The sequence below is a fragment of the Empedobacter sp. R132-2 genome, assembly GCF_030324375.1.
Lineage (GTDB): Bacteria > Bacteroidota > Bacteroidia > Flavobacteriales > Weeksellaceae > Empedobacter > Empedobacter falsenii_B.
Genome location: NZ_JACAGG010000002.1, coordinates 1 through 24,999 on the forward strand (window position 1 = coordinate 1; position 24,999 = coordinate 24,999).

Annotated in this window: 23 protein-coding genes; 13 read left to right on the forward strand and 10 right to left on the reverse strand. The window is 31.1% G+C overall.

The window, feature by feature from the left end:
• Positions 1-415 precede the first annotated feature (415 nt).
• From HXZ69_RS01695 to HXZ69_RS01705, 3 genes are all read left to right on the forward strand, one after another.
• On the forward strand, positions 416-1,165 hold the full coding sequence (locus HXZ69_RS01695; RefSeq protein WP_286494806.1) for a GLPGLI family protein: 750 nt from the start codon (positions 416-418) through the stop codon (positions 1,163-1,165).
• 127 nt (positions 1,166-1,292) lie between these two features.
• Positions 1,293-1,592, forward strand: a complete 300-nt coding sequence (locus HXZ69_RS01700) for a DUF3861 domain-containing protein (RefSeq protein WP_221854444.1) — start codon at positions 1,293-1,295, stop codon at positions 1,590-1,592.
• A 6-nt stretch (positions 1,593-1,598) separates the two neighbouring features.
• Positions 1,599-2,663, forward strand: a complete 1,065-nt coding sequence (locus HXZ69_RS01705; protein WP_221854445.1) for an NAD(P)H-dependent flavin oxidoreductase — start codon at positions 1,599-1,601, stop codon at positions 2,661-2,663.
• On the opposite strand, the gene HXZ69_RS01710 is transcribed toward HXZ69_RS01705, so the two are convergent.
• Positions 2,664-3,236: a TMEM175 family protein gene (locus HXZ69_RS01710; protein WP_115000259.1), complete on the reverse strand. Its 573-nt coding sequence runs from the start codon at positions 3,234-3,236 to the stop codon at positions 2,664-2,666.
• A 140-nt stretch (positions 3,237-3,376) separates the two neighbouring features.
• On the opposite strand from HXZ69_RS01710, the gene HXZ69_RS01715 reads away from it, so the two are divergent.
• Positions 3,377-3,928 carry a DUF1697 domain-containing protein gene (locus tag HXZ69_RS01715; protein ID WP_115000257.1) on the forward strand — a complete coding sequence of 184 codons (552 nt, stop codon included), beginning with the start codon at positions 3,377-3,379 and terminating at the stop codon, positions 3,926-3,928.
• A 65-nt stretch (positions 3,929-3,993) separates the two neighbouring features.
• On the opposite strand, the gene HXZ69_RS01720 is transcribed toward HXZ69_RS01715, so the two are convergent.
• Together HXZ69_RS01720 and HXZ69_RS01725 are read right to left on the reverse strand one after the other, a co-directional pair.
• A complete protein-coding gene (locus HXZ69_RS01720; protein ID WP_115000255.1) occupies positions 3,994-4,554 on the reverse strand; it encodes a TlpA family protein disulfide reductase in 561 nt (186 codons plus the stop codon).
• Positions 4,555-4,624: 70 nt separating this feature from the next.
• The gene (locus HXZ69_RS01725; RefSeq protein WP_115000253.1) at positions 4,625-5,218 is read right to left on the reverse strand and encodes a thioredoxin family protein; all 594 of its coding nucleotides are present in this window, start codon (positions 5,216-5,218) and stop codon (positions 4,625-4,627) included.
• Positions 5,219-5,329: 111 nt separating this feature from the next.
• Between HXZ69_RS01725 and recG the strand changes: the two genes are divergently transcribed.
• The 4 genes from recG (at position 5,330) to HXZ69_RS01745 (ending at position 10,122) form a co-directional block, all read left to right on the forward strand.
• A complete protein-coding gene (gene recG, locus HXZ69_RS01730) occupies positions 5,330-7,435 on the forward strand; it encodes an ATP-dependent DNA helicase RecG (RefSeq protein ID WP_286494808.1) in 2,106 nt (701 codons plus the stop codon).
• Between the two features lie 178 nt (positions 7,436-7,613).
• Positions 7,614-7,778, forward strand: coding sequence for a hypothetical protein (locus HXZ69_RS01735; RefSeq protein WP_181816300.1), 165 nt, complete (start codon positions 7,614-7,616; stop codon positions 7,776-7,778).
• 240 nt (positions 7,779-8,018) lie between these two features.
• Positions 8,019-9,542: a catalase gene (locus tag HXZ69_RS01740; RefSeq protein WP_180906765.1), complete on the forward strand. Its 1,524-nt coding sequence runs from the start codon at positions 8,019-8,021 to the stop codon at positions 9,540-9,542.
• Positions 9,543-9,603: 61 nt separating this feature from the next.
• On the forward strand, positions 9,604-10,122 hold the full coding sequence (locus tag HXZ69_RS01745) for an ankyrin repeat domain-containing protein (protein ID WP_286494809.1): 519 nt from the start codon (positions 9,604-9,606) through the stop codon (positions 10,120-10,122).
• Between the two features lie 57 nt (positions 10,123-10,179).
• Here HXZ69_RS01745 and HXZ69_RS01750 read toward each other — a convergent pair whose 3' ends face one another.
• Together HXZ69_RS01750 and HXZ69_RS01755 are read right to left on the reverse strand one after the other, a co-directional pair.
• Positions 10,180-12,051: an Nramp family divalent metal transporter gene (locus tag HXZ69_RS01750; RefSeq protein ID WP_038335783.1), complete on the reverse strand. Its 1,872-nt coding sequence runs from the start codon at positions 12,049-12,051 to the stop codon at positions 10,180-10,182.
• 97 nt (positions 12,052-12,148) lie between these two features.
• Complete coding sequence (locus HXZ69_RS01755; RefSeq protein WP_115000246.1) at positions 12,149-14,056, reverse strand: AMP-binding protein; 1,908 nt, start codon at positions 14,054-14,056, stop codon at positions 12,149-12,151.
• Between the two features lie 361 nt (positions 14,057-14,417).
• Between HXZ69_RS01755 and HXZ69_RS01760 the strand changes: the two genes are divergently transcribed.
• The 5 genes from HXZ69_RS01760 to ctlX all read left to right on the forward strand — a co-directional run bounded on the left by HXZ69_RS01760 (position 14,418) and on the right by ctlX (position 20,363).
• Positions 14,418-16,652 carry a RelA/SpoT family protein gene (locus HXZ69_RS01760; RefSeq protein ID WP_286494810.1) on the forward strand — a complete coding sequence of 745 codons (2,235 nt, stop codon included), beginning with the start codon at positions 14,418-14,420 and terminating at the stop codon, positions 16,650-16,652.
• A 43-nt stretch (positions 16,653-16,695) separates the two neighbouring features.
• Positions 16,696-16,977 (forward strand): hypothetical protein, encoded by a 282-nt coding sequence (locus HXZ69_RS01765; RefSeq protein ID WP_038335788.1) that lies wholly within the window; start codon positions 16,696-16,698, stop codon positions 16,975-16,977.
• 466 nt (positions 16,978-17,443) lie between these two features.
• Positions 17,444-18,421, forward strand: a complete 978-nt coding sequence (locus HXZ69_RS01770) for an amidohydrolase family protein (RefSeq protein WP_125349365.1) — start codon at positions 17,444-17,446, stop codon at positions 18,419-18,421.
• Between the two features lie 78 nt (positions 18,422-18,499).
• A complete protein-coding gene (locus HXZ69_RS01775) occupies positions 18,500-19,414 on the forward strand; it encodes a dimethylarginine dimethylaminohydrolase family protein (RefSeq protein WP_286494811.1) in 915 nt (304 codons plus the stop codon).
• Between the two features lies 1 nt (position 19,415).
• The gene (gene ctlX, locus HXZ69_RS01780) at positions 19,416-20,363 is read left to right on the forward strand and encodes a citrulline utilization hydrolase CtlX (RefSeq protein ID WP_286494812.1); all 948 of its coding nucleotides are present in this window, start codon (positions 19,416-19,418) and stop codon (positions 20,361-20,363) included.
• A 62-nt stretch (positions 20,364-20,425) separates the two neighbouring features.
• Here ctlX and HXZ69_RS01785 read toward each other — a convergent pair whose 3' ends face one another.
• The 5 genes from HXZ69_RS01785 to HXZ69_RS01805 all read right to left on the reverse strand — a co-directional run bounded on the left by HXZ69_RS01785 (position 20,426) and on the right by HXZ69_RS01805 (position 24,920).
• A complete protein-coding gene (locus HXZ69_RS01785; RefSeq protein ID WP_286494813.1) occupies positions 20,426-21,259 on the reverse strand; it encodes a sulfurtransferase in 834 nt (277 codons plus the stop codon).
• A 69-nt stretch (positions 21,260-21,328) separates the two neighbouring features.
• The gene (locus HXZ69_RS01790) at positions 21,329-21,766 is read right to left on the reverse strand and encodes a copper resistance protein NlpE (RefSeq protein ID WP_286494814.1); all 438 of its coding nucleotides are present in this window, start codon (positions 21,764-21,766) and stop codon (positions 21,329-21,331) included.
• A gap of 21 nt (positions 21,767-21,787) precedes the next feature.
• Positions 21,788-22,564 carry a hypothetical protein gene (locus HXZ69_RS01795; protein ID WP_286494815.1) on the reverse strand — a complete coding sequence of 259 codons (777 nt, stop codon included), beginning with the start codon at positions 22,562-22,564 and terminating at the stop codon, positions 21,788-21,790.
• Between the two features lie 70 nt (positions 22,565-22,634).
• Positions 22,635-23,804 (reverse strand): porin, encoded by a 1,170-nt coding sequence (locus HXZ69_RS01800; protein ID WP_286494816.1) that lies wholly within the window; start codon positions 23,802-23,804, stop codon positions 22,635-22,637.
• 54 nt (positions 23,805-23,858) lie between these two features.
• On the reverse strand, positions 23,859-24,920 hold the full coding sequence (locus tag HXZ69_RS01805) for a linear amide C-N hydrolase (protein ID WP_286494817.1): 1,062 nt from the start codon (positions 24,918-24,920) through the stop codon (positions 23,859-23,861).
• Between the last annotated feature and the right edge of the window lie 79 nt (positions 24,921-24,999).

Genomic DNA, 24,999 nt, shown 5'->3' on the forward strand with positions numbered 1-24,999 from the left:
CACTTACTGTGGTTCAGTACATTAATAAAACATACTTTAATCGAAATATTAATAATCTAAAAACTCAAATTATTTAATATGCACAACGGGTAAGAATCATTCATTTTCAGAATAACTTCTGTCTTGGTAAATGGATATTTAATTCTTTTCAGAATTTTCTCTAAATCTTCTGTTGTATATTAGGAGTGGAGTCAAAACCTGTAATTCCTTTTTGTAATTTCATAAATTTTGGTCGTCAATATATTTTAAAAGTAATATTTATTCTTTCAATTTATTTGATTCTCAATTTTAGGAAATTGTTAAATTTTTAAATTATATTTTATGAATCTGATATGATTTATTGTGCCTTATTTAACAAATTCATTACCTTTGTTTCTTTACTTTTGAGAATAACAAAACCATAAATTATTATAACATGAAAAAACTTATATTTTCGGTATGTTTTACAACTATTTCGTCTATTATTTCTTTTGCACAAACTAAAAAGGAGAACATAAAAGTAATCTACAACACAGATTTTATTTTAGATTTCGATAAGATCAAAAGTAGTATCCCTGCTGCGTATCAAGCGAGTTTCAAAAGTGAAATAGATCGCGGAATTTCGGTGAAATTTGTATTGGAGAGTAATGGTAAAATGTCTTCTTTCAAACCTGAAATTAAAATTGATAATAATCAATCCAATGACAATTCTATTGTGCAGATGATTATTGCTGCAGAAGCAAATCCACAATATAAAGATTATGAAAAAAATGAATTTTATAATGTGAAAGATTTTGGCGTGAAAACCTTTTTGATTAAAGATAAAATCTTTGATTATCAATGGAAAATCACAAAAGAAAAAACAGAAATAGCAGGTTATAACGCGACAAAAGCAGTTGGAATAGATGAGGAAGGAAGAGAGGTGATAGCGTGGTATACAACAAGTTTACCTTATAGAGATGGTCCTTATCGTTATGCAAATTTACCAGGATTGATTGTGAAAGCAGAAATGTCAGAAGATGAGTTCAAGGCTATTTTTACAATGAAAGAAATCGAAATTTTAGATAAAGATATTGTGATTACTTTGCCAACAAAGGGAAAAGTTGTGACAGACAAAGAATTTATGGCGGAAATGAAAGCAATGAATGAACGTCATAAGCAAGTAAATCAAGGAGTTGATAAATAACAAAAGAGAGTTGCAGAAATGTGACTCTTTTTTTGAATAAATATTATTGATTTAATCAATCAATTAAACGAATAATCATTTTAATTTTTGATAATTCTAATCTGTTACTTTTGGAAAAATTAGATATATGACAAAGAAAGGAAATCACTACAAATTAACGTTAGAACAGACCGAATTATTAGACAAAGATGCACCATTACAGGCTCCAATCGTTTTAGATTTTATGAATCATGATGAGATTTTTAAGATTATTGAAATGATAAAATCTAAAAATCCGTTCGAAAATGAAAATCAATCAGTAGAATTTGCAATAGGTTTAAAGTTGTTTTTGGAAGTGGTTATGAAGAATAAAAACAATCCAATTTTTGAGGATTTACTTCCTGCGATAAAAGTTTTTATGCCTAAATTGAAAGAAAATTTAAAGTAAAAAAAGATGATTTGGCAAAATGAACTAACAGCATTATTTGGCGTAAAATATCCGATTATTCAAGCGCCAATGTTTGGAGTAACGACATCAGAAATGGTTGCTGCAGCAAGTAATTGTAACTGTTTAGGTTCTTTGCCAATTGCTGATTTGGATGCAGAAAATTCATTGAAGCGAATTTATCAAACCAAAAAATTAACGAATAAACCTTTTGCTATCAATATTTTTGCGAACGATATTCCTGAAATCACACCAGAATTAAAGCAAAAGTATAATGCAACAAAAAATAAGTTAATTGAGCTTGCGCGTCTACAAAACTTTGATATCGTTTTTCCTGAGATTGAAGCTGTAAAACCAAATGGTTATAAGGAACAAATAGAAGTAATTTTACAAGAAAAGTGCAAAATCTTGAGTTTTACTTTTGGCAATTTTGACGATAATTCTATTAATCGTCTTAAAGAACATCATGTGACATTAATAGGGACTTGTACAACGCTGGAAGAAGCGATACAATTGGAAAAATCGAATATTGATGTGATTTGTGTACAAGGAATTGAAGCAGGTGGGCATCGTGGAACATTTAATCCAGATATTTTGCCTCAAATTGGTGGCTTTTCATTGTTTTCGCAAGTAAAGGATGTTGTAAAAAAGCCGTTGATTTTTGCTGGTGGAATTTATGATACGAAAACACTTTTGGCTGCTAAACAATTGGGTGCAGATGCTTTTCAGATTGGTAGTTTGTTTTTGTGTTCCAATGAAAGTGCTTTAAAATCCTTCGAAAAAGAACGATTAAAAAATGTAAGGGAAAGTGAAATTATCTTGACGAAAAGTTTTTCTGGAAGATATGCACGAGGAATTGAGAATGAATTTATTCATTTATTTGAAAACTCTGAGTTTGTTTTACCTTATCCTTATCAAAATAAATTAACAAATCCGTTGAGAAATGCTTCTAAATTGAACGAAAATACAGCGTTTACTAATTTATGGTTAGGACAATCTTTTAAAAATTTTGAAGAAGATTCTACATCTAATCTTCTTCAAAAATTAATTGATTCTGTGGAAAATTATCAATAATTATCGCATCGATTTTTCAATTCTTCTATCTGGAATTAGCCATAGTAAAGCAATTAAAGCATAAATGACAATACCAATTTCTGGTTTTACAAATGAAATTCCGATTCCAGCCAAATAACCAATACTCGAAGAAATTTCTTTAAAACTTCTACTCACAGATTTCCCAATTATTGATTCTTTTCCTTCTTGTTTTACAGCGATTTTTTCAATAATCATAAATGCTACACTGCTCATAAATAAGACAAATCCATAAAAAGCAACTGGAAAAGTTGAGTCGTAATTTTCGCCCATCCAACCTGTGGAAACTGGTAATAAAGACAACCAAAAAAGCAAGTGCAAATTACTCCATAAAATTCCGCCATTTACTTTCTCAATCGCCTGAAAAAGATGATGATGATTGTTCCAATAAATTCCAACATAAATAAAACTGAACAAATAATTCAGAAATTTTGGGATATAAGGTTTCAAACTCATTATATCATCTCCAAGCGGAACTTTCAGATCCAAAACCATAATGGTAATAATAATTGCAAGGACGCCATCGCTAAAAGCTTCTAATCTGTTTGTAGTCATAGGTTTTATTAGTTTTTTTATTATTCAGAATGATGCTAATTTATCAAAATTATCGTAACAATTAGGGATTTGTTTTAAAATTTCTATTATATTTATTTTCATAATTTTAAACAAAGTTTCTCGTAAATAGAGATAGTTTTATGAATACTTTTATTGCAATTCTGAGAGGTATAAATGTGAGTGGTAAAAAAATCATCAAAATGGATGTTTTAACCAAACTTTTAGAGGAACTTAGACTGGAAAATGTTACCACTTACGTGCAAAGTGGAAATGCAGTTTTTTCGACAAATTTGACTGATATCAAAGAAATTGGAGATTTAATTCACGATAAAATTGTAGAAAGTTTATCTTTTGAAGTTCCAATTTTGATTTTAACCATCGAAAAATTAAAAAACATCATCGAAAATAATCCATTCTTAAAGGATTTTAGCATCGATAAAGAGTTTTTGCATTATACATTTTTAGCCAATAAACCTGAGGAAATAAATACTGAAAAAGTTGAAAATTCGAAAACTGAAGATGAACAATATTTTATTGCTGATGATGTCGTTTATTTGTATTGTCCTTCTGGTTACGGAAAAACAAAATTGACCAATAATTTTTTCGAAAATCTATTTAATGTAAGTGCTACTACACGTAATCAAAATACAACAACTGCTTTATTGCAATTAGCATTGATGAGAGAAAATTAAATTACAGATATAAAAAAAACCGTTATTAATCATTTAATAACGGTTTTTTATCTTTTTGAATGAAATTATTCAGCGATTAATTTATCTAATAAATCATTAATTTCTTTATCGTTCCAATCTCTCGTTTTTGTTTCTTTCAACACAACTTCACCTTTTTTATTTAAGATATAAGTTGTTGGAAAAACCTTTGGTAACATATTATTCGAAATTGGACTATTTGGCTCATAAACTGGCATTGTATAATTATTTTTTTGCAAAAAAGGATTAAAAACTGTCGGTTTATCCTGAATAGCAATCAATACAAATTTTACTTTTTGTCCTTTTGCTTCATACAATTTCTGAATTGTTGGCATTTCTGCAACACAAGGAGGACACCAGCTTCCCCAAAAATTTAGGAAAACAACTTCACCACTTTTCTTGAAATCAATCAAGTTTGTATTCGCAGCGCCGTTATGACCAATTAAATCAATATCATAATCACTTTCTGTTAATTCTATATCAGAACCAGCAACGTGGCTATTATCTTCCATTTTACTTTTAAAAAATGTACCAATTGGCGTAAACATAATAGCGACTAAAGCGACAACTACAACGATGGCAAAAATAATTTGCTTATTTCCTTTCATTTTTCTTTTTCAATAAAATCTTACACAAAGATGCGAACAAATATCAAGTTGAACAAATAGAAAAAAATGATTAATTACCGATGTTTTCGTCAATCAAATCTAAAATTTCATTTACAATATCTTCACCTTTATTATTGTTGTAATATTTTTGTAAATCTTCGTGAAAATCATCTGCTGAATACGTATCAGGATTACTTTTGAAACGCGCCAACATTTCCATTCCAGCTTGTGGACGAGGACCAAAACGGAAAGCTTCTTCATTTTCATCATTCACTCCAATAATAATCGGAATAGAAGCTGCACCATTTGTTTTGTATTTTTCCATCAACTCCATGTTTTCATCACGTAAAACATAATGCGTCGAAACTTGAAGTGCATTTGCCAATTTCTCCACAACAGGTAAAATTTGAGATGCATCTCCACACCAACCTTCTGTAATTACTAATAATTTTAAATTATTTGTAGTTGATTTAACGCGTATTTCTTGAGCAGGATTTAAACTGAATGTTTTAAAAATTCTGTTCATGCGTTGCAATCCCAAAGCATAATATTGTACATATTCTTTCGGATCATCGTTTTCGATTTCGTTTTCCAAATCATCTTCAACGCGTGTGATATAATCTTCGTATGATAAACCTTTGTTGATGTATTCTGTTAAATTCATTTGATTCTAATTTGTTACAAATATAAAGCAATTCTACGAGCTTATTTTGTAACAATGATGACATTGTTTATCGTTAAAATTTGGTAAATTGCGACTTTCGAAAGTAGAAAAATGTATCAAAATCCATTAAAAAAAACAATAGAATATTTAAAAGGTGCTGGACCTGAGCGTGCTAAAACACTGCAAAGTGAATTCAGAATTTTTAGATACGAAGATTTGATACAGCATTTTCCTTTTCGTTATGTTGATAAATCGAAATTCTATAAAATTTCAGAAATTTCATCAACAGCAGCCGAAATACAATTGAAAGGTAAAATTGTTAGTTTAGAAGAAATTAACCAAGGAAAAGTAAAACGTTTAGTTGGGAAATTTCAAGATGGAACTGGAACTTTAGAATTAGTTTGGTTTAAAGTTTCTTCTTGGCAAAAGGAGAAATTAAGAAATGATCTTTTCAAAGAAGTTGTGATTTACGGAAAACCAAATGTGTTCAATAATAATTTTAGTATTACACATCCTGAAATTGAATTAGTTGAAGACGCTAAAAATATTCCGCTTGGATTATTTCCTGTTTATCCGAGTACTGAAAAGTTGACGAAAAAAGGAATTACGAATCGTGTTCTTCAAAAAATGATGATGAATCTTTTTGCTGAAAATATTGATATTCCTGAGAATTTACCTTTAAATGTTCTCGATCATTATAAATTAGTTGGAAGAAATGACGCGTTGAAAGCAATTCATTTTCCGAAAGATGTAACAGAATTAAATGCAGCAATTCGTCGTCTGAAATTTGAAGAATTTTTCTTTCTAAATCTTGCAAATCTCTCTCAAAAAGCAGTCAATAAACAAAAGAATAGAAGTAATCCTTTCCCAGAAATTGGTCATTATTTCAATACATTTTACAATGAATATTTACCTTTTGAATTGACAAATGCACAGAAAAGAGTGATGAAAGAAATTCGCTTTGATCTTCGTCAACCTGCGCAAATGAATCGTTTGTTGCAAGGTGATGTTGGTTCTGGAAAAACGATGGTTGCATTATTAACGATGTTGATTGCTGTCGACAATGGTTTTCAAGCAGCTTTAATTGCACCAACAGAAATTCTTGCGCAACAACATTACGAAAGTATTACAGAATTATTGAATGGTTTGGATGTTTCGGTTGAGTTATTAACGGGTTCGGTGACAAAGAAAAAGCGTCAACCAATTTTAGAAAATCTTGAAAATGGAAAACTTAAAATCATTATCGGGACGCATGCTTTGTTGGAAGATAATGTGATTTTTCAGAATTTAGGATTAGCGATTATTGATGAACAGCATCGTTTTGGAGTCGCTCAACGTGCTAAATTTTGGAGAAAAGCTAAACTTCCACCACATATTTTAGTGATGACAGCCACGCCAATTCCACGTACACTTTCGATGACAATGTATGGCGATTTGGATGTTTCGGTGATTGATGAATTGCCAAAAGGACGAAAACCTATCAAAACACTTCATAAAACAGATGCGCATCGTTTAAGCGTTTTCAAATTTATGAAAGATGAGATTGCGAAAGGTCGTCAAATTTATGTGGTTTATCCACTGATTGAAGAATCAGCAAAGTTAGAATTGAAAGATTTGATGGATGGTTACGAGAGTATTTCTCGTGCTTTTCCGTTGTCAGAATATGCGATAAGTATTGTGCATGGTCGTCAAAAACCTGCGGATAAAGAATTTGAAATGAATCGTTTCAAAAATAATGAAACTCAAATTTTGGTGGCGACAACTGTGATAGAAGTAGGTGTTAATGTCCCAAATGCGTCGGTGATGATTATTGAAAATTCTGAACGTTTTGGACTTTCTCAATTGCATCAACTTCGTGGCCGCGTAGGTCGTGGAGCGGAACAATCGTATTGTATTTTGATGACGGGAGGGAAATTGAATGAAGTTTCGAAACGTAGAATTCAGACAATGTGTGAAACTAATGATGGTTTTCAGGTAGCAGAAGTTGACTTGGAATTGCGTGGTCCTGGTGATATGATGGGAACGCAACAAAGTGGAGTTCTCAATCTTAAAATTGCTGATTTAGCGAAAGACAAAGAAGTTTTGTATGCTGCAAGAAAATGTGTAGAAGCTATTCTTTCACAAGATCCGACACTTTCTTCTTCGATTTATGAGCCAACAAAAAAATATTTTATTGAAAATCATAAAGATAAAGTTGGTTGGAGTCAAATTTCTTAAAATTTAACATGAAGGAAACCATTTGTATATTTTTTGGTATAATTTATGTTTATTAAAAAACAAATACAAAATACTGAATTTTATTAGAAACTTTTAATTTTATCAGTTGTGTTAAATGAAATTAACATTAAAAATTATTTTTAACACAATATTAGCGTCAACCAAAAAATTATAGATTATGATGTACACAAATTTAGAACTTATCAGAACTCCACAAGGAGTAGAGGTTGAAGGAAATTCACTATGGATGTTCAATCAGCATTTGAATTTAATGGTATTAATAGCTAATGAATCGATAAAAATTAAACCTTCTATGTCTTTTCAACGATTTAGAAAAAATTAAATAATATCTCTCAAAACCGCTAAATAAGTGGTTTTTTTTTATTTCTAAAATTCTTCATCATTTTTATTTATTCATTTATTGCGAAATAATATATCACCTTTTTCTTCCTTGTAAAGGATTGGGTTATAATTATTATAAAAATTAATTATATCTAATAGATTTTATAGATTTGATTTATAATTATAACAGATTTAGTTTTGCTCTGTCTTAAAATGATAAATAAAGAATAAAACTATAATAATGATCAAAAGAAGTTTAGTATTAAGTTTAGCATTCCTTTCTACGATTGGATTTGCCCAACAATTAACAACAAACACAGGCGCTCCAGTTGGAGATAATCAAAATTCTAAAACAATCGGAAATAACGGACAAGTTTTGTTGGAGGACATTCATTTAATTGAAAAATTAGCAGCATTTGATCGCGAACGTATTCCAGAACGTGTTGTTCATGCGCGTGGAGCTGGAGCTTTCGGAGAATTTGTAGCTGATAAAGATTTTTCTGATGTGACAATGGCTGATTTCTTGTCAACAGCTGGTAAAAAAACACCATTATTTGTACGTTTTTCAACTGTAACGCATCAACAAGGTTCGCCAGAAACTTATCGTGATCCACGTGGATTTGCTGTTAAATTTTACACAGAACTAGGAAATTACGATTTAGTTGGAAACAATTTACCTGTTTTCTTTATTCGAGATGCGATCAAATTCCCAGATATGGTGCATGCTTTCAGGCCATCTCCTGTAACAAATGGCGCATCTGATCCAAATCGTGTATTTGATTTTTTCTCTAATTTACCAGAGTCTACGCATATGTTAACGTGGTTGTTTTCAGATTATGGAATTCCTGCAAATTTTCGTCAAATGGAAGGAAATGGTGTACATGCTTACAAATGGGTAAATGCAAAAGGTGAAGTAACTTATGTGAAATACAAATGGGTTCCTCAACAAGAAACGAAAAATTTAACACAAGAAGAAGCGAATAAAATTCAATCGACTGAAATAGAACATGCAACATTAGATTTACGTAATGAAATCGACAAAGGAAACTTTCCGAAATGGGATTTATATGTTCAATTATTGAAACGAGAAGATTTTGATAAATTAGATTTCAATCCTGTTGATGTAACGAAAATTTGGCCAGAATCTGTTGTAAAGTTAGTTAAAGTTGGAACAATGACATTGAATGAGAATCCAACGAATTATTTTCAACAAGTTGAGCAAGCAGCATTTGCTCCAGCTACGTTGGTTCCAGGAATTGAAGCTTCTGAAGATAAATTGTTACAAGGTCGTTTGTTTTCCTATTCTGATACACAACGTCATCGTTTAACGGGTAATTTCCAACAAATTCCTGTTAATGCACCAAAAAATAGTGTAAAAACATATAATCAAGACGGTTATATGTCGATCCGTGAGCAAAAAGGTGATGTAAATTATCAACCTTCAACTAATCTTCCTGAGGTTGTAGATAATGCAAAATTCAAGTATTCAAAATCTGTTTTTCCTGCAGGAGCTATAACAACTCAGCATGTCATTGATAAAGAAAATAACTTTGTACAAGCTGGAGATTTGTACAAATCATTCTCTAAAAAAGATCAAGATAACTTAATCAAAAATTTATCTGGAGCTTTAAATTCGGTTAAAAATAAAGTAATTGTTCATAAAATGATTGCACATTTTTACCAAGCAAATACAGAATATGGAACACGTTTGATGAAGGCTACAAATACTTCTATGAGCGATGTAAAGCAATATTTACCAAAATAATTTCTATTGGATTGGAGTCGATTGAGTTTGGCTCCATGACTTTCATAAAATCAATATTATCATGAAAAAGTATATATTTTTAGCCTTATTTCTATTCAGTTTTTCTTCAATTTATGCACAAGATTTGTTTAGTGCGGCGAGAGAAAATAATGTGAAGCAAATAGAAGAATTAATTTCGAATGGAAAACATGTAAATGAAGCAAATCAACGTGGATTTACACCTTTAATTTTAGCGATTTATAATAACAGTTCAGACGCTGCGAAAGTATTATTATCAAAAGGAGCAAATCCTAATGCGCAAGATTTATCTGGAAACAATGCGTTGATGGGAGCCGTCTTTAGAGGATTTCCTGAAATGGTAAATTTACTAATTGCGAATAAGGCTGATGTTAATCAAGTGAATTTTAATGGAGCTTCTGCTTTGATTTTTGCTGTAACATTTGGTCAAAATGAAAAAGCCAAAAAACTAATCGAAGCTGGTGCAGATTTAAACATTAAAGATAATAATGGTAAAACTGCTTTAGATCATGCTATTTTACAAGAAAATAAAGAAATGATTGAATTATTATCGATCAAATAATTTTTATATTTTAATCTAATCAAAAAGCCATTCAGAAAAATTCTGAATGGCTTTTTATTATTTTGCAATAAAGACCGGAATATTAACGCGATGCCTTAATTTATTAATCGTTTCTCCAAAAATAAAATCCATAAAACCTCGGTGTCCGTGCGAACCAACAATCAACAAATCTGCTTGATTTCGTTTACAAATTTCAGCAATTGAATTGATTCGATTATTGTAACCTAATTCGATTTTAGTTTCATTAAACAAAGGTCGAATGATCTCTGCATATTGTTCTAAACGTTTCAAATCTGACAGAGATTCTTCATCATTCGTACGCTCTCCCGTGTATTTTGCAGAAGCACTTTCGACAATATGAACCAAAATAATGGTAGATTCTGTAGTAGCTAATTGTGTCGCATAATTAATCACTTTTCTATCCGTTTTCGAAAAATCTAACGCAACAACAATCTTTTTGAAATGTTGATTCGAAATTTCTTCTAACGTAAACTTCTCAAATGGTTCATGAATTTCCTTTTGATGTTCTTCATTTTTCTTCAACATAATTGGAATAAAAAATGTCAGCAATAATAAAACTAAAAGTCCTATTTCTAACGCTATAAGAAAAATATTTAAAGTGTAAGATTCACTATTTGCCATCCATTTATTAACTTCTTCATACACCAATTGCGCATTCAGAAATGAAATAATAAAAGCGATTGTCCATGCAAAAAATTTGGTTGTTGTATTGATTGCAAAATTCCCCATTTTCGCTTTATCACTCACAAAATGAATCAACGGAATTACCGCAAAAGCCAATTGCATACTTAGGATAACTTGACTGAAAATTAGTAAAGAACCGACTTCTTTTTCTCCAAAAATAAGAATGACTACAACTGCTGGAACTACGGCTAATAATCGTGTCAAAATTCTTCTCAAAACAGGATTAATACGTAGATGTAAATATCCTTCCATCACAATTTGTCCAGCTAAAGTTCCTGTAACTGTAGAGCTTTGTCCAGCTAAAATTAAAGCAACTGCGAATAATTTTGGAGCCAAATCTGTTCCTAAAGTTGTCCCCAATAATCTATAAGCATCGCTCAGTTCTGCAACATCGTGATAGCCGTTTTTATGGAATACGGATGAAGCTAAAATTAAGATTGCAGCATTGACAAAGAAGGCTAAATTCAGAGCAATTGCGCTATCCCAAAAGTTATATTTGAGGGCTTTTTTGATTGAAAAATCATCGCGTTTTATTTGCCGCGTTTGGACGAGTGCAGAATGTAAATAAAGATTATGCGGCATTACAGTTGCGCCGATAATACCAATGCTGATATACAATGCAGCGCTATTTGGAATAGATGGAATAAATCCTTTTGCAACTTCTCCAAAATCTGGTTTTGCTAAAAACATTTCGGTTAAAAAACATAAACCAATCATCGTGATTAAACCAACAATGAAAAGTTCCATTTTTCGCATGCCTAATTTTTGAAGATAAAGTAGGAGAAAAGTGTCTAAGAAACTGATTAAAACACCATAGATCAAATCTATTCCAAAAAGTAAATTTAGACCAATTGCCATTCCCAAAATTTCTGCTAAATCACAAGCTGCAATAGCTATTTCGGCTAAAATATACAAGATGAGATTCATTCCTTTCGGATAAGTTTCTCGGTTACATTGCGCCAAATCTTTTCGTCGAACAATTCCCAAACGTGTACATAAACTTTGTAATAACAAAGCCATTATGTTACTCATCAATAAAACCCAAATCAAAGTATAACCAAATTGGCTGCCGCCTGCTAAATCGGTTGCCCAGTTTCCCGGATCCATGTAACCAACGCTTATTAAGTAGGCAGGTCCAAAAAAACTTAGGATTTTTCTAAACTTTCCTTTTTTGATTTGAACACTTTCGTGCACATCTTCTAATGATTTGGATTGATTTGGCATTGAATGATATTTCTAATTCAAATTTATGTAAAAATGAATAAAAAAAGCAGTAATAGTAGGAATTACTGCTTTTGAAATAGTGAATGAATAAAATGGATTATATTGACGAAATCGCAAAGGCTAGACCTACGTTTCTTCTTGAAAATTCGTGAATTAATTCATCTAAAACTGTAGCATCATCAATTGTAGATGGAATTGTGAATGGTGTTCCGTCTGCAATTTGAGATAAAGTTTTGCGTAATATTTTTCCGCTTCGTGTTTTTGGTAGTCTGTTAACTATTATAGATGTTTTGAAACAGGCAATTCCGCCAATTTCTTTGCGTAATAAAGCAATCAAATCTTTTTCGATTTCTTCTTCCGATTTTGATGCGTTTTCTTTTGTAACAATCAAACCTATTGGAATTTGACCTTTCAATTCATCTTTAATTCCCACAACCGCACATTCTGTAATATCAGGATGAGAAGAAACCAATTCTTCCATTGTTGCAGTACTTAACCTATGACCAGCGACATTAATAATATCATCAGTTCGACCTGTAATAAATACAAAACCATTTTCATCTCTAAAACCTCCGTCACCAGTTAAATAATGATTCGGAAATTGTTGAAAATAACCTTTTATAAATCGGTGTTCATTTCGCCATAAACTTGTCATACAACCAGGAGGAAGTGGAAGCTGAATCACGATAGAACCTTCCTCTCGTATATCATTTTCTTGTCCTTCTTCATTTACAATTTTTATATTATACCCAAAAACAGGTAATCCAGCTGCGCCAGGTTCAGGCATTATATTTTCGATTCCAACACAAATTCCTAACATTGGCCAGCCGCTTTCTGTCTGCCACCAATGATCAATAACGGGTAATTTTGAAATTTCTTTTAACCAATAATAAGTAGATGTATCACAACGTTCTCCTGCTAAGAATAAACGTTTCAGACTTGACGTATCGTATTTTTGGAATAATTTTCCTTCTGGATCTTCTTTTCGAATTGCTCGAATTGCTGTTGGAGCTGTGAAAACATTTTTGATTTTATGTTCTTCAACCATTCTCCAAAAAGCTCCAGCGTCAGGAGTTTTGATTGGTTTTCCTTCATAAATAACCGTTGTAACACCATAAATTAACGGCGCATAAACGATATAGGAATGTCCAACAACCCAACCAATATCACTTGCAGTAAGAATTGTATCACCTGGTTCTAAATCATAAAAATAGTTCATTGTCGAATTTAGTGCAGTTGCATAACCTCCTGTATCGCGTACGACACCTTTTGGCGTAGAAGTTGTTCCAGAAGTATACAAAATATATAATGGATGTGTACTTGGAACTTCGATAGGTTCTATAGGTTGATGTTGATACATTTCATCATAGGTATGAACGTTTTCTGCTGATAAATCATCGGTGTGATTTGGACGTTCAAAAATGACAATGTTTTTTGGTTTGTAAAGTGTTAATTCAATTGCTTCATCAATCAATGGTTTATAGTTGATTTGACGATTAATTTCTACTCCATAAGACGCAGAAATAATAACATCAGGTTGAGCATCATCAATACGAATAGCTAATTCTGGCGCTGCAAAACCTCCAAAAACAACAGAATGTATTACACCAATTCTCGCACAAGCAAGCATCGCAACAATTGCTTCTGGAATCATAGGCATATAAATAATTGCTGTATCACCTTTTGATAATCCTAAGGATGTAAGACCTCCTGCAAAACGACTTACTTTTTCTAAAAGCTGATTGTACGTAATTTTTTGAACAACTTCTGTAACAGGAGAATCGTAAATTAAAGCAAATTGTTCTCCGCGTCCAGCTTTTATATTTTCCTCCAAAGCCAAACGGCTCATATTTATTTTTCCGTCAACAAACCACGAATAATATCCGTTTTCATTTTGTTTTAAGATTTGTTCAGGGTAAGTTGACCATGCTAATTTCTGCGCTTCTTCTTTCCAAAAAAGTTCAGGTTCTTCAATACTTTTTGAGTATAAAGTTTTGTAATCCATTTATGTGTGTGCTGTGTTTTATTTGTTTTGTTAAGTTAGAAAAATGTTTAGAATTAATAATAAAGTTTAAAATGTTTGTTTTAGGACAGTTAATTATTTATCAACTATACAATAAAAAGTAGTATATAATTGTAAATTGATAAAATCAGATTATATTAATCAACTTTTATTATTAAATTAATAGTGTAAAAAGTACGTTATAAATTAGATTGATTAAAAATAAAGACTTAAAAAACGTGATAAAATCAGTTGAATATTATAGTCAATAAAAAATAAAATATTGTATATTTAATCCTTCGAAGAAAGCAGATAAATAAAGGGAATTAAAGCTTTTTTCTAAATCAACAAAAACATAAGAAAGATGGATACGCCTCATGTTATTACAGACGAACAATTAGAGAGAGAGAACATTGAGATAACGAGACGTTATAAAGAGATGCTTCAAAATACATATGTCACTTTATCAGATGAAGATAAAAAGCTGATTCGTAAAGCTTTTGATTTGGCTGTTGATGCGCATAAAGATCAGCGTAGAAAAACAGGCGAGCCATATATCTATCATCCGATTGCTGTTGCCAAAATTGTTGCTGACGAAATTGGGCTTGGTGCTACATCAATTTCTGCGGCTTTAATGCATGATGTAGTAGAAGATACTGAATATACGTTAGAAGATATTGAGAAACTTTTTGGAAAAAAGATTGCAAAAATTATAGATGGATTAACAAAAATTGCTGTCTTAAATAAACAAGATGTTTCGATACAATCTGAAAATTATAAAAAATTATTACTGACTTTATCTGAAGATGTGCGTGTGATTTTGATCAAAATTGCCGATCGTTTACACAATATGCGTACGTTAGAAAGTATGCGAGAGGATAAACAGTTAAAAATAGCATCCGAAACTATTTTTATATATGCGCCTTTGGCTCACAGAATGGGATTGTATAACATCAAATCTGAACTAGAAGATTTGAGTTTGAAATACACTAAACCAGATGCATATTTTAATATTGAACATAAATTAACAGAAACTGAAGCCGAAAGAAAAAAATACATTGATGATTTCTGTAAGACTATTTCAGAAAAACTTGAAGCCGAAGGTTTAGAATTTGAGATCAAAGGTCGTTCAAAATCAATCAATTCAATTTATCGAAAAATGATTAATCAAGGAATTCCTTTCGAGGAAGTTTTTGATTTGTTTGCGATTCGTGTAATTTATCGTTCAGATAAAAAGAATGAAAAATTCTTAGCTTGGAAAATTTATTCGTTGGTGACGGATTTATTTATTCCAAATCCAAAACGTATGCGCGACTGGATTTCTCAACCCAAAACTACTGGTTATGAATCGCTTCACGTAACGGTTATGGGACCACAAGCGCTTTGGGTAGAAGTACAAATTCGTTCCGAAAGAATGGACGAAGTTGCCGAAATGGGTATCGCAGCACATTATAAATACAAAGAAAATATATCGGACGACGAAACGAAAGTTGATGAATGGATTCATCAAGTTCGTGAAATGTTGGAGCAAGAAGATACTAAGGATGCGATTGAGTTTATGGATAATTTCAAGTTCAATTTGTACTCCAAAGAGATTTATGTTTTTACGCCAAAAGGAGACTTGCATTCGTTACCAAAAGGAGCGAGTTCGTTGGATTTTGCTTACTCTATTCACACCAATGTTGGTGACCATTGTTTGGGTGCAAAAGTGAATGGAAAATTGTATCCGCTGTCGCATCAATTGCAAAGTGGTGATCAAGTAGAAATCATTACATCAACACAACAAAAACCAAAATTAGAGTGGTTAGAATATGTTGTAACGAGTAAAGCGAGAAGTAAAATTAAAGCTTCTTTAAACTCAGATAAACGTAAAGTTGCAGAAGATGGAAAAGAAATTATTCAACGTAAATTAAGACATTTAAAGGTTGATTTTAGTGAAAATACGATTAATCAGTTACAGCAATACTTTAAGTTAAGTTCGAGTCAAGATGTATTTTATAATGTTGCAATGGGAATTATTGACAACAATGATTTACGTAAATTTGCAGAACGAAATACTGGTTTCACAGGATTGATTAACCGTTTCAGAAAATCAACATTCAATACAACTAAAAAAGATAATATTTCTATCGACAAAACGAAATTAGATAGTCTTGTTTTTGGGAATGATGAAGAGCGTTTAGATTATGAATTAGCGAGTTGTTGTAATCCAATTCCGGGTGACAAAGTATATGGTTTTATCACAGTTTCAAAAGGAATAAAAGTACATAAGGTAGATTGTCCAAACTCAGTTTCGTTACAAGCAAATTATGCGTACAGAATTATAAAAGCGAAATGGATTGATTCTTCTCAACAAGAATTTAAAGCGTTGATTGAGTTACAAGGTTTGGATCGAGCTGGAATGGTGAGTGATATTACGTTAGTTATTTCAAAAAATAACTCGTTGAACATGCATAGTATTAATTTATCTGAGGATGCAGGTATTTTTGATGGAAAGATTACAGTTTCAGTTAAAAATAAAGCCGAATTAGAAAAAATCATGATGGAAATGAAAAATATTGAAGGAATTCAATCTGTAAAACGAACATACAAAAATTAGTTTTTATAAAATATTTAATTAACTTTATATAAATTAACGATTTATGAAAAAAATATTATTAGCTTTTGCATTTCTTCCAATGTTGAGTTTTGCACAAGAAAATTCAAATGAAAAAGTTTTAAATAGAATTGTACCAAGTTCTATATCTATTTCTGAATATGAAAATAGTAGACCTGCAATTTTTATTGATGGAGAGAGAGTTGATAAAAGTATTTTTACGAAAATGAGTCCAGATGAAATTAAATATATTACAGTAATCAAAACAGATAAAAAATATCCAAACGGAAAAATTGATATTGTTTCCAAAAAAGAGAAAGAATCATAACATAAAAGTTTGAGAAATTATGGAACAAATATTAATGATATGAAAAAATTACTATTAGCTTTTTTATTTCTTCCATTGTTGAGTTTTGCACAATCTAAAACTTTGAATGATACAATTCCTGGAATTAAAAATTCTAAATTAATCATTTCTTAACCAAAAAAAGATTTAAAAATAGGTTATTCAATTGACGGAAAAGATGTTGATTATGCAAGTTTTATTGCAGTAAATATGGATTTAGTAGATGATTTAAAATTTACAAAGCCTAATTCAAAATATCCAGATGGTAAAATAGAACTTTTTCTTAAAAAAAATAAACAAACAAAAAAGTCCAACTATTGTTGGATTTTTTTTGCTTGCTCATGTTACTAACAAAGGCACAAAGTTACAGAAATCTTTTTGATAATATCGCTTCATTTCTATTGAATAATCTTGTTAATTTTACATCCCGAAAACAAACAAACTCACGATGAACAAACAGAACTATAATCCAATTGAAGAAGTACTTGAAAAAATCAACGAAAAAGGAGGTTGGGTTAATACGCATTCACACTTAGATAGAGCTTATTCATTGACTTCGGACACTTTCGCATTATCAAATTCTTACTTAAAAGAAAAATGGCATTTAGTTGATGATATGAAACGTAATTCATCTGTTGATGATATTTATTTCCGAATGGAAAAAGCGATTAATTTCATGTTAGAGCAAGGTTGTCAAGCAATTGGTTCTTTTATTGATGCGGATGAAGTGATTGAAGATCGTAGTATACAAGCTGCTCAACGCTTAAAAGATAATTACGGAAAAGACATCGAAATGCGTTTTGCAAATCAAGTACTGAAAGGAGTTATCGATCCAAAAGCGCGCGAATGGTTTGATATGTCTTCTGATTTTGTGGATATTATCGGAGGTTTACCTGCAAAAGATTTCGGTCGAGAAGATGAGCATTTAGATATTTTATTATCAACTGCAAAAGCAAAAAATAAATTGGTTCACGTTCATGTTGATCAATTTAACACAGACGAAGAAAAAGAAACGGAACAATTAGCTTTGAAAACGATTGAACACGGAATGCAAGGAAAAGTTTCTGCGGTTCACTCAATTTCTGTAGCGGCTCATCCAAGAAAATATCGTTACGAATTATATGATTTAATTAAAAAAGCAGATATGCACATTGTTTCTTGTCCAACTGCTTGGATAGATCACAATCGTACAGAGCGTTTGGCGCCTTCGCACAACTCGGTAACGCCAGTTGATGAAATGATTCCAAGAGGAATTAACGTTGCCTTCGGAACAGATAATATTAATGATATTTATAAACCTTTTTCTGATGGTCATTTACTTACAGAATTGAGAGTAATGCTAGAGTCTTGTCACTTTTATGATGTGGAACAACTTTCAAATATTGCAACAGTAAATGGTTTGAAAGCTTTAGGAATTCAAAAATAAAATGTATATTTATACAAAATTAAATCTCGCTATTGCGGGATTTTTTTTGGAACATAAAATTAAAAACTACAATAAATTATGCGATTAAATGTACAGAATGAAACGGCTCAACTGCAAACTGTAGTCTTGGGTCGAGCAGAATCTAACGGAGCTAATCCAACACTTGATCAGACGTTCGATGCCAAATCTTATGAAACCGTAAAGAATTATGATTATCCAAAAGAAGAAGATTTGATTGCGGAAATGTCAGAATTTGAACAAGTTTTGAAGAAATATAATGTTGAAGTTTTACGTCCAACATTGATCGAAGATTGCAATCAAGTTTTCTCTCGAGATGTCGGTTTTGTTATTGATGATGAATTCTTTATCTCGAATATTATTCCAGATCGTTTAGAAGAATTGCAAGCGTATCGCGAAATAAAACGTCAATTCAAAGGAAATAAAATCAATGCATTACCAGAAGAAGTTTATGTAGAAGGTGGCGATGTGATTTTGTATAACGATTATATTTTTGTTGGAACGTACAAACAAGCAGATTTCAAAAATTATAAAACAGGACGTACAAATGTTGAGTTTGTAAAGTATATCAAAGCTAAATTTCCGAATAAAAAAGTATTGGATTTTGAATTGAAAAAGAATGATGAAAATCCATATGAAGGAATTTTACATTTAGATTGCACTTTCAATCCTGTTGGGAAAGACAAAGCAATTATTTACAAAGATGGCTTTTTATTTGAGAATGAATATCAGCAAATTGTCGATATTTTTGGAAAAGAATATTTATTCGAAGTAACAAAAGAAGAAATGTATTGGATGAATCCAAATGTGTTTTCAATTTCTCCTGAAGTTGTTGTTTCTGAGAAAAATTTTATACGTTTAAATGATCATTTAGAAAATGTATGGAACATAAAAGTGGAACGAATTAATTACCGCGAAGTTTCTAAAATGGGAGGTTTACTAAGATGTTCTACAATGCCATTAATCAGAAAATAACATGAAACAAAAACAATATACGTCAACTATTTTGATGGTTGAGCCAACAGCTTTTTATTACAATCCAGAAACGGCTGTTAACAATTATTTCCAAACAGAAACAACAGATTCTCAAGAAGATATTCAGAAAGAAGCGTTAGAAGAATTTCAAGGAATGGTTTCTGCTTTGCGTTCAAAAGGTGTAAATGTTATCACGATCAAAGATACTGCTTCACCGCATACGCCAGATTCAATCTTCCCAAACAATTGGATTTCTTTTCATGATAACGGAAATGTTGTGTTATATCCTATGTTTGCAAAAAATAGGAGACAAGAGCGTCGTGAAGAAGATGTATTGAGTTTGTTGGAAGAAAAAGGTTTTCATATTGATGATGTGATTGATTTTACATCGGCAGAAGAAGACGAAATTTTCCTGGAAGGAACAGGAAGTATTATTCTTGATCGCGAGCATGAATTGGCTTATGCATGTATTTCTCAACGAACTGATGAAGATTTATTGATTGAATTTTGTGAGGAATTAGAATATACGCCAGTTATTTTTCATGCGAATCAAACTGTAAATGGAGAACGCAAACCAATTTATCATACAAATGTAATGATGTGTATTGCAGATAAGTATGCGATTATTTGTTTGGATTCTATCGATGATAAAAAAGAAAAGAAAACAGTTTGTGAGTATTTATTAGAAGCTGGAAAAGAAATAATTGCAATTACAGAAGCACAAGTGCATCAATTTGCTGGCAATATGTTGCAAGTTGGAGGTTTAGGACAATCATATTTGGTGATGTCACAAACGGCTTATAATTCGCTTAATCAAGAACAAATTTCTAAAATTGAGGCTTATAATCCAATATTACCTGTTAAGATAGATTTGATTGAAAAATTAGGAGGAGGAAGCGCTCGCTGTATGATGGCGGAAGTTTTCTTACCAAAAAATAAAAACATTTAGCTTAAAATTTACAAATCCGAGTTTTTTACTCGGATTTGTAAATCATGCAAAATAGTTTTAAACTATCTTTCAATCGGTAAATTTTCGTCAGCGCCCCATTCAGACCAAGAACCATCATAAACTTTTACCTTATCAAAACCTGCAATTGTCGAAGCCAAGGCTAGGATGGAAGCTGTAACACCAGAACCGCACGAAAAAATATTTTCTTTGGATGAATCTGTCAATTTTTCGAAAATTGCTTTCAGTTTTTCTTTTGATTTATATGATGTATCAGCCAAAACATTTTCAAAAAATAAATTCTTAGAAGCTGGAATATGTCCGCTTCGTAAACCTTGTCTTGGCTCAGGAGAAGTCCCCTTGAAACGCCCTTCTGATCGAGCATCTATAATCATTTTTGAATCATCATTTATTGCATTTAACATAACTTGTGTATCAGCAAACCAATTCGATTGAAAGTCAGCAATAAAGTCACCTTTTATAGTAGGTAGAAAATAAGTAGAAGTTGTGACAAAATTATTATCCATCCAAACATGTAATCCGCCATCTAAAACATATATTTCATTGTGTCCCATTACTTTGAACATCCACCAAACTCTCGGACTCGAATAAACTCCCCAACGATCATAACAAACGATGATAGAATCTTGATTAATGCCCAAATTTTGAGCTTCTTTTGTAAAAGTTTCTTCATCAACAAATGTATGAGGAAATTGCGAAGAATGATCAGAAAATTTTCCTTCCAAATCAAAGAAAAGAGAATTCGGAATTAATTTTAATTCTTGATCTTTTATTGATTGTCCAACTTTATCAATCGTACAATCTAAAATAATTAAATTTTTAAGATATAGATTATCATGTAATTCTTGTGTTGATATGATTGGTGAATTGAAAGTCATTTCTGTTTTATTTTTTATAAAAGTAAAAAAACGCAACCATTTTTGGTTACGTTTTCTTATCTATCTTATTTATTTTTTCTTTAACTGATAATTTTGTGCTAAAGCTCCAGTAATTTCATTTCCTTCTAAATCTAATTGGAATAAAATATTCTCTCCAACCTTATAACGTTTATATTCATCGTCTTTTGTTTTTAATGAAATTGAATTACCATCATCAGTCCACGTAATATTACCTTGATTTTCAACCTTTAGGTTTTTGTCGATATATTCCTCTGTTAAGGTATATGTATTATCTTGATTTAAAGTTAATTCTGTTTTAATTCCTTCACAATCAGCACAAGGGATCACGCCCTCATAAGTTCCGTCCCAATCTAAAGCAGATTGAGAAGTGGAGTCATCGATTTTTTGTGATGATTTATTTTCAGTGGCAGGAGTACTTTCAGTCTTTTTTTCGCAAGCTGTGAATAATATGCTTGTAAAAGCACATAATACAAATAATTTTTTCATAATATATTTATTTTAAGGTTATTATTTTAAGTTAAAGCCAATTTTTATCATTGGTCCAAACATATCCATATCATAAACAAAGTTGGAATTGTTACTTCCTTTCTCGTAGTCCATACTTATGATTTGATAGCCCGCCATTGCGTAAAATAAATCAGAGAATTGATAACCAGCCAATCCTTCTAATTGCCATGCTAATTTTGAGCCGATTCCAAATCCTCCAATTTCTCCAGAAACATTATACAAAAACTTTTTGTTTGGTAAACTTCTTGTTCTTGCAACTAACATTGGATCTACCCAAGTTTTAGAAATACTACGATCTAAATGCATTGGTTTTAAAGAAACTGGATTGATTAGATTTACATCAAATCCAGATTTAATATTTACAAGGTTCATACTAATACCAGCTTCTAGCCAAGGTGTAATTTTTCTCAATAAACCTGCTTCAAAAGAGAATTGTTTTGCTGTTAATTTACCATCCAAAACTAAAGGGTCTTTTTTAACATTTGCAGCTAAAGAAGCATAAATAATATCAGATGTAATCACCCAATCTTTGTTTTCGGCTTCAAAAATTAACATTCCAGCAAATTTCAAATGCTCAAAAAAGTCTGAAGGGGATTGACTTACATGTACATTCGGAAGTCGAGAAACACTCGCTTTTCCTTTCATATGAGGCAACATCATATTTGGCTCTACTTTGAAATGCCAAGAATCATCTGGCTGAATTGAGTCTTGAGCAAAAGTTTGCGTACTTGATGCTAATAGAATTAAAAATGTGCTTTTTTGAAAAAAGTTAAACATAATTTTTTAAGTTTCGTTTTATTAATTATTTCAAATGATAGAGAGAAAAGTTAAGTTAGTTGTGGTTTTATTATAGGTTAAGTTTCTTATTAAATTGTCTAGATAAATCTAGTTTCATTCCCAATGTAAAAACACTTTGTTCTTTTTTACCAATATAATTTTTACCAAAAGAGATACGCTGTTCTGTATATAATTGTACATATTTCATCGGATAATATTCTAATCCTGTAATGAAATCACTTCGTCTGAAATTTTTATCAATGATTATATTTTCTACAGATTTCTTTGTTTCAGGAACATATAAATTATAACCTCCTAAAATTGAAAATTTATTTAGTTTATATTTCAACGCTGTCTCAAAACCTTTTGCATCAAAAACATATGAAGGATTAATTGTATTTTCAGATTGATATGAAATAGGTATAAAATCACCATTTTGCTGTAAAATTCCAAGTAGACTAACATCAAATTGTTTACTCGTATATTTTAAACCAATTGAATAAAAAGTTGGATGTCCTGATAAACCTAAGATATGATTATCATCAATTAAGTTTTGAGCTATAAAAGCACGGTTAAATGCAGCTCCAATACTAATATTTTGATTTAATTCTAATTGAGCTGAAAAACCAAAACCATCAATAATCTTATCATCATTTCCACCTTTTGTTTGGATTTGAGCACCAAATTGAAAAGCTTTAATTTTATTTCTATAAATTATTGATTGATCTGCTCGTCCTGTTCCTAGCAAACCACCATCTGTTCCACCTGTAAAAGTTGCAGAAGCGCGTCCTCCAAATACATTAAAACGATCTGTATAAGCTGTAACATCACGGTAAACACTCCATTGTTTACCAAATGTTATTTTACCATATTTAGACAAATCAATACCTAAGTAACCCAAGCGATTACCAAAAACTTGTTGTTTTTGTTCTGAAACAATTGTCAAAAGATCACTATCTAAATTTCCATCAACATTAAACGACGAGTTACCTTTGAACATATTTATTTGGAGTTCAATACCAGCTACAAATGCAATATTTCCTTTTTTTAGATTAATTTCAATTCCAGCACGAGAGGCATTTTCTTGTAGCTCCATTACTTTATCATGCACAGCAAGATGACCTCTCAAACTAGTGTAAGGTCTTATCGAAATATCAATTGTATCATTTGATTTTTGAGCATAAACAATAGATCCTAATAATAAAAAGGCAGATATAAAATGTTTGTTATTGGCAATCATATTGAATGTTGATTTAGAACTATTTGCAAGAAAAATATTGATTAATTTTTCGATCTAAATTCCAACAAATGTAAATGGTTTTGTATCACTAAAAAGTTGTGAAGTTTCGCCAGCATACGTTTCATTTTTACTTACGCTTAATCGTTTTGTTTTTGCATTTTTACCAAAATCAATTTTCTTTAAATCAACCCAAAATGTATTTGGAGTTTTTGTAGTTTCAAAGTAATAAACAAGATTTTTATGATCAGAAACTGATCTCCATCTTGTAGACGATATGTTAGGTTCTGCTTCTGAAGAAATTCCTAACGGAACCGATACATTTCTGATAACACTAAAAACACTTGCAGTAGAAGTGCGAGTATCAGCGGTTTGCGGAATTGCATTAATGTAATATGATGCTCTTACATAACGATCAGCAGCTCTGTTAGTTCCTGGTAACATAATTGTTCCTGGAATCCCTTTCCAATATTGATTAATTGCTAATTGCTCATCAAAAACTGGAGAATTTGTCATTACTGTATATGAAGGATCATGGTGTATTTTTAATTTCCCGTTTACATATTCGAAAATTGCATTGTCTCCATTTGCATCAGAAATTGAAAGATGTAAAGTTGTAAATTTTTGAGTACCTGGAATGTAGTCAGAAACAATTACAAATTTTTCTTTTCTCAAATCATCTACAGCTTCTTTTACTGTAGCATAATTATCTAAAACATATTGTGCCCAAGCTGCAATTGTAACACCTGGCTTTGTTCCTTTTGGATTAAATTGAGGATACTGGCTTTCTACTAACCACAAAACATTCGCAACAAGTCCTTTTTCGTTCATGCCATCTGTTGTCGCAATGTCCCAAGCACTTGCAATTACACTTCCGTATTTTGAAGTCCATTTTTCCGAAGCATTTCCAACGTTGCCAGATCGATCTATACCTCTAGGAAAAACCCAAATATTTGCATCAATTTCATCTTTCCAATCCATAGAACGAGCTGTGATTACAGTATTTTCTGGACCTTTATAGACAACTCTTGTGCAAGCATCTAGTTGTGGAGATAATAAAAAAAATAGGTTGGTAGAAAATAATGTCAAAGTTAATTTACTTAAAAAAGTCTTTTTCATTATGATGTATTTAGAATATTAAAGTTATTAATTTAATTGGAGAAAATTATACTCTTTTACTAATATTGTGCAGAATATT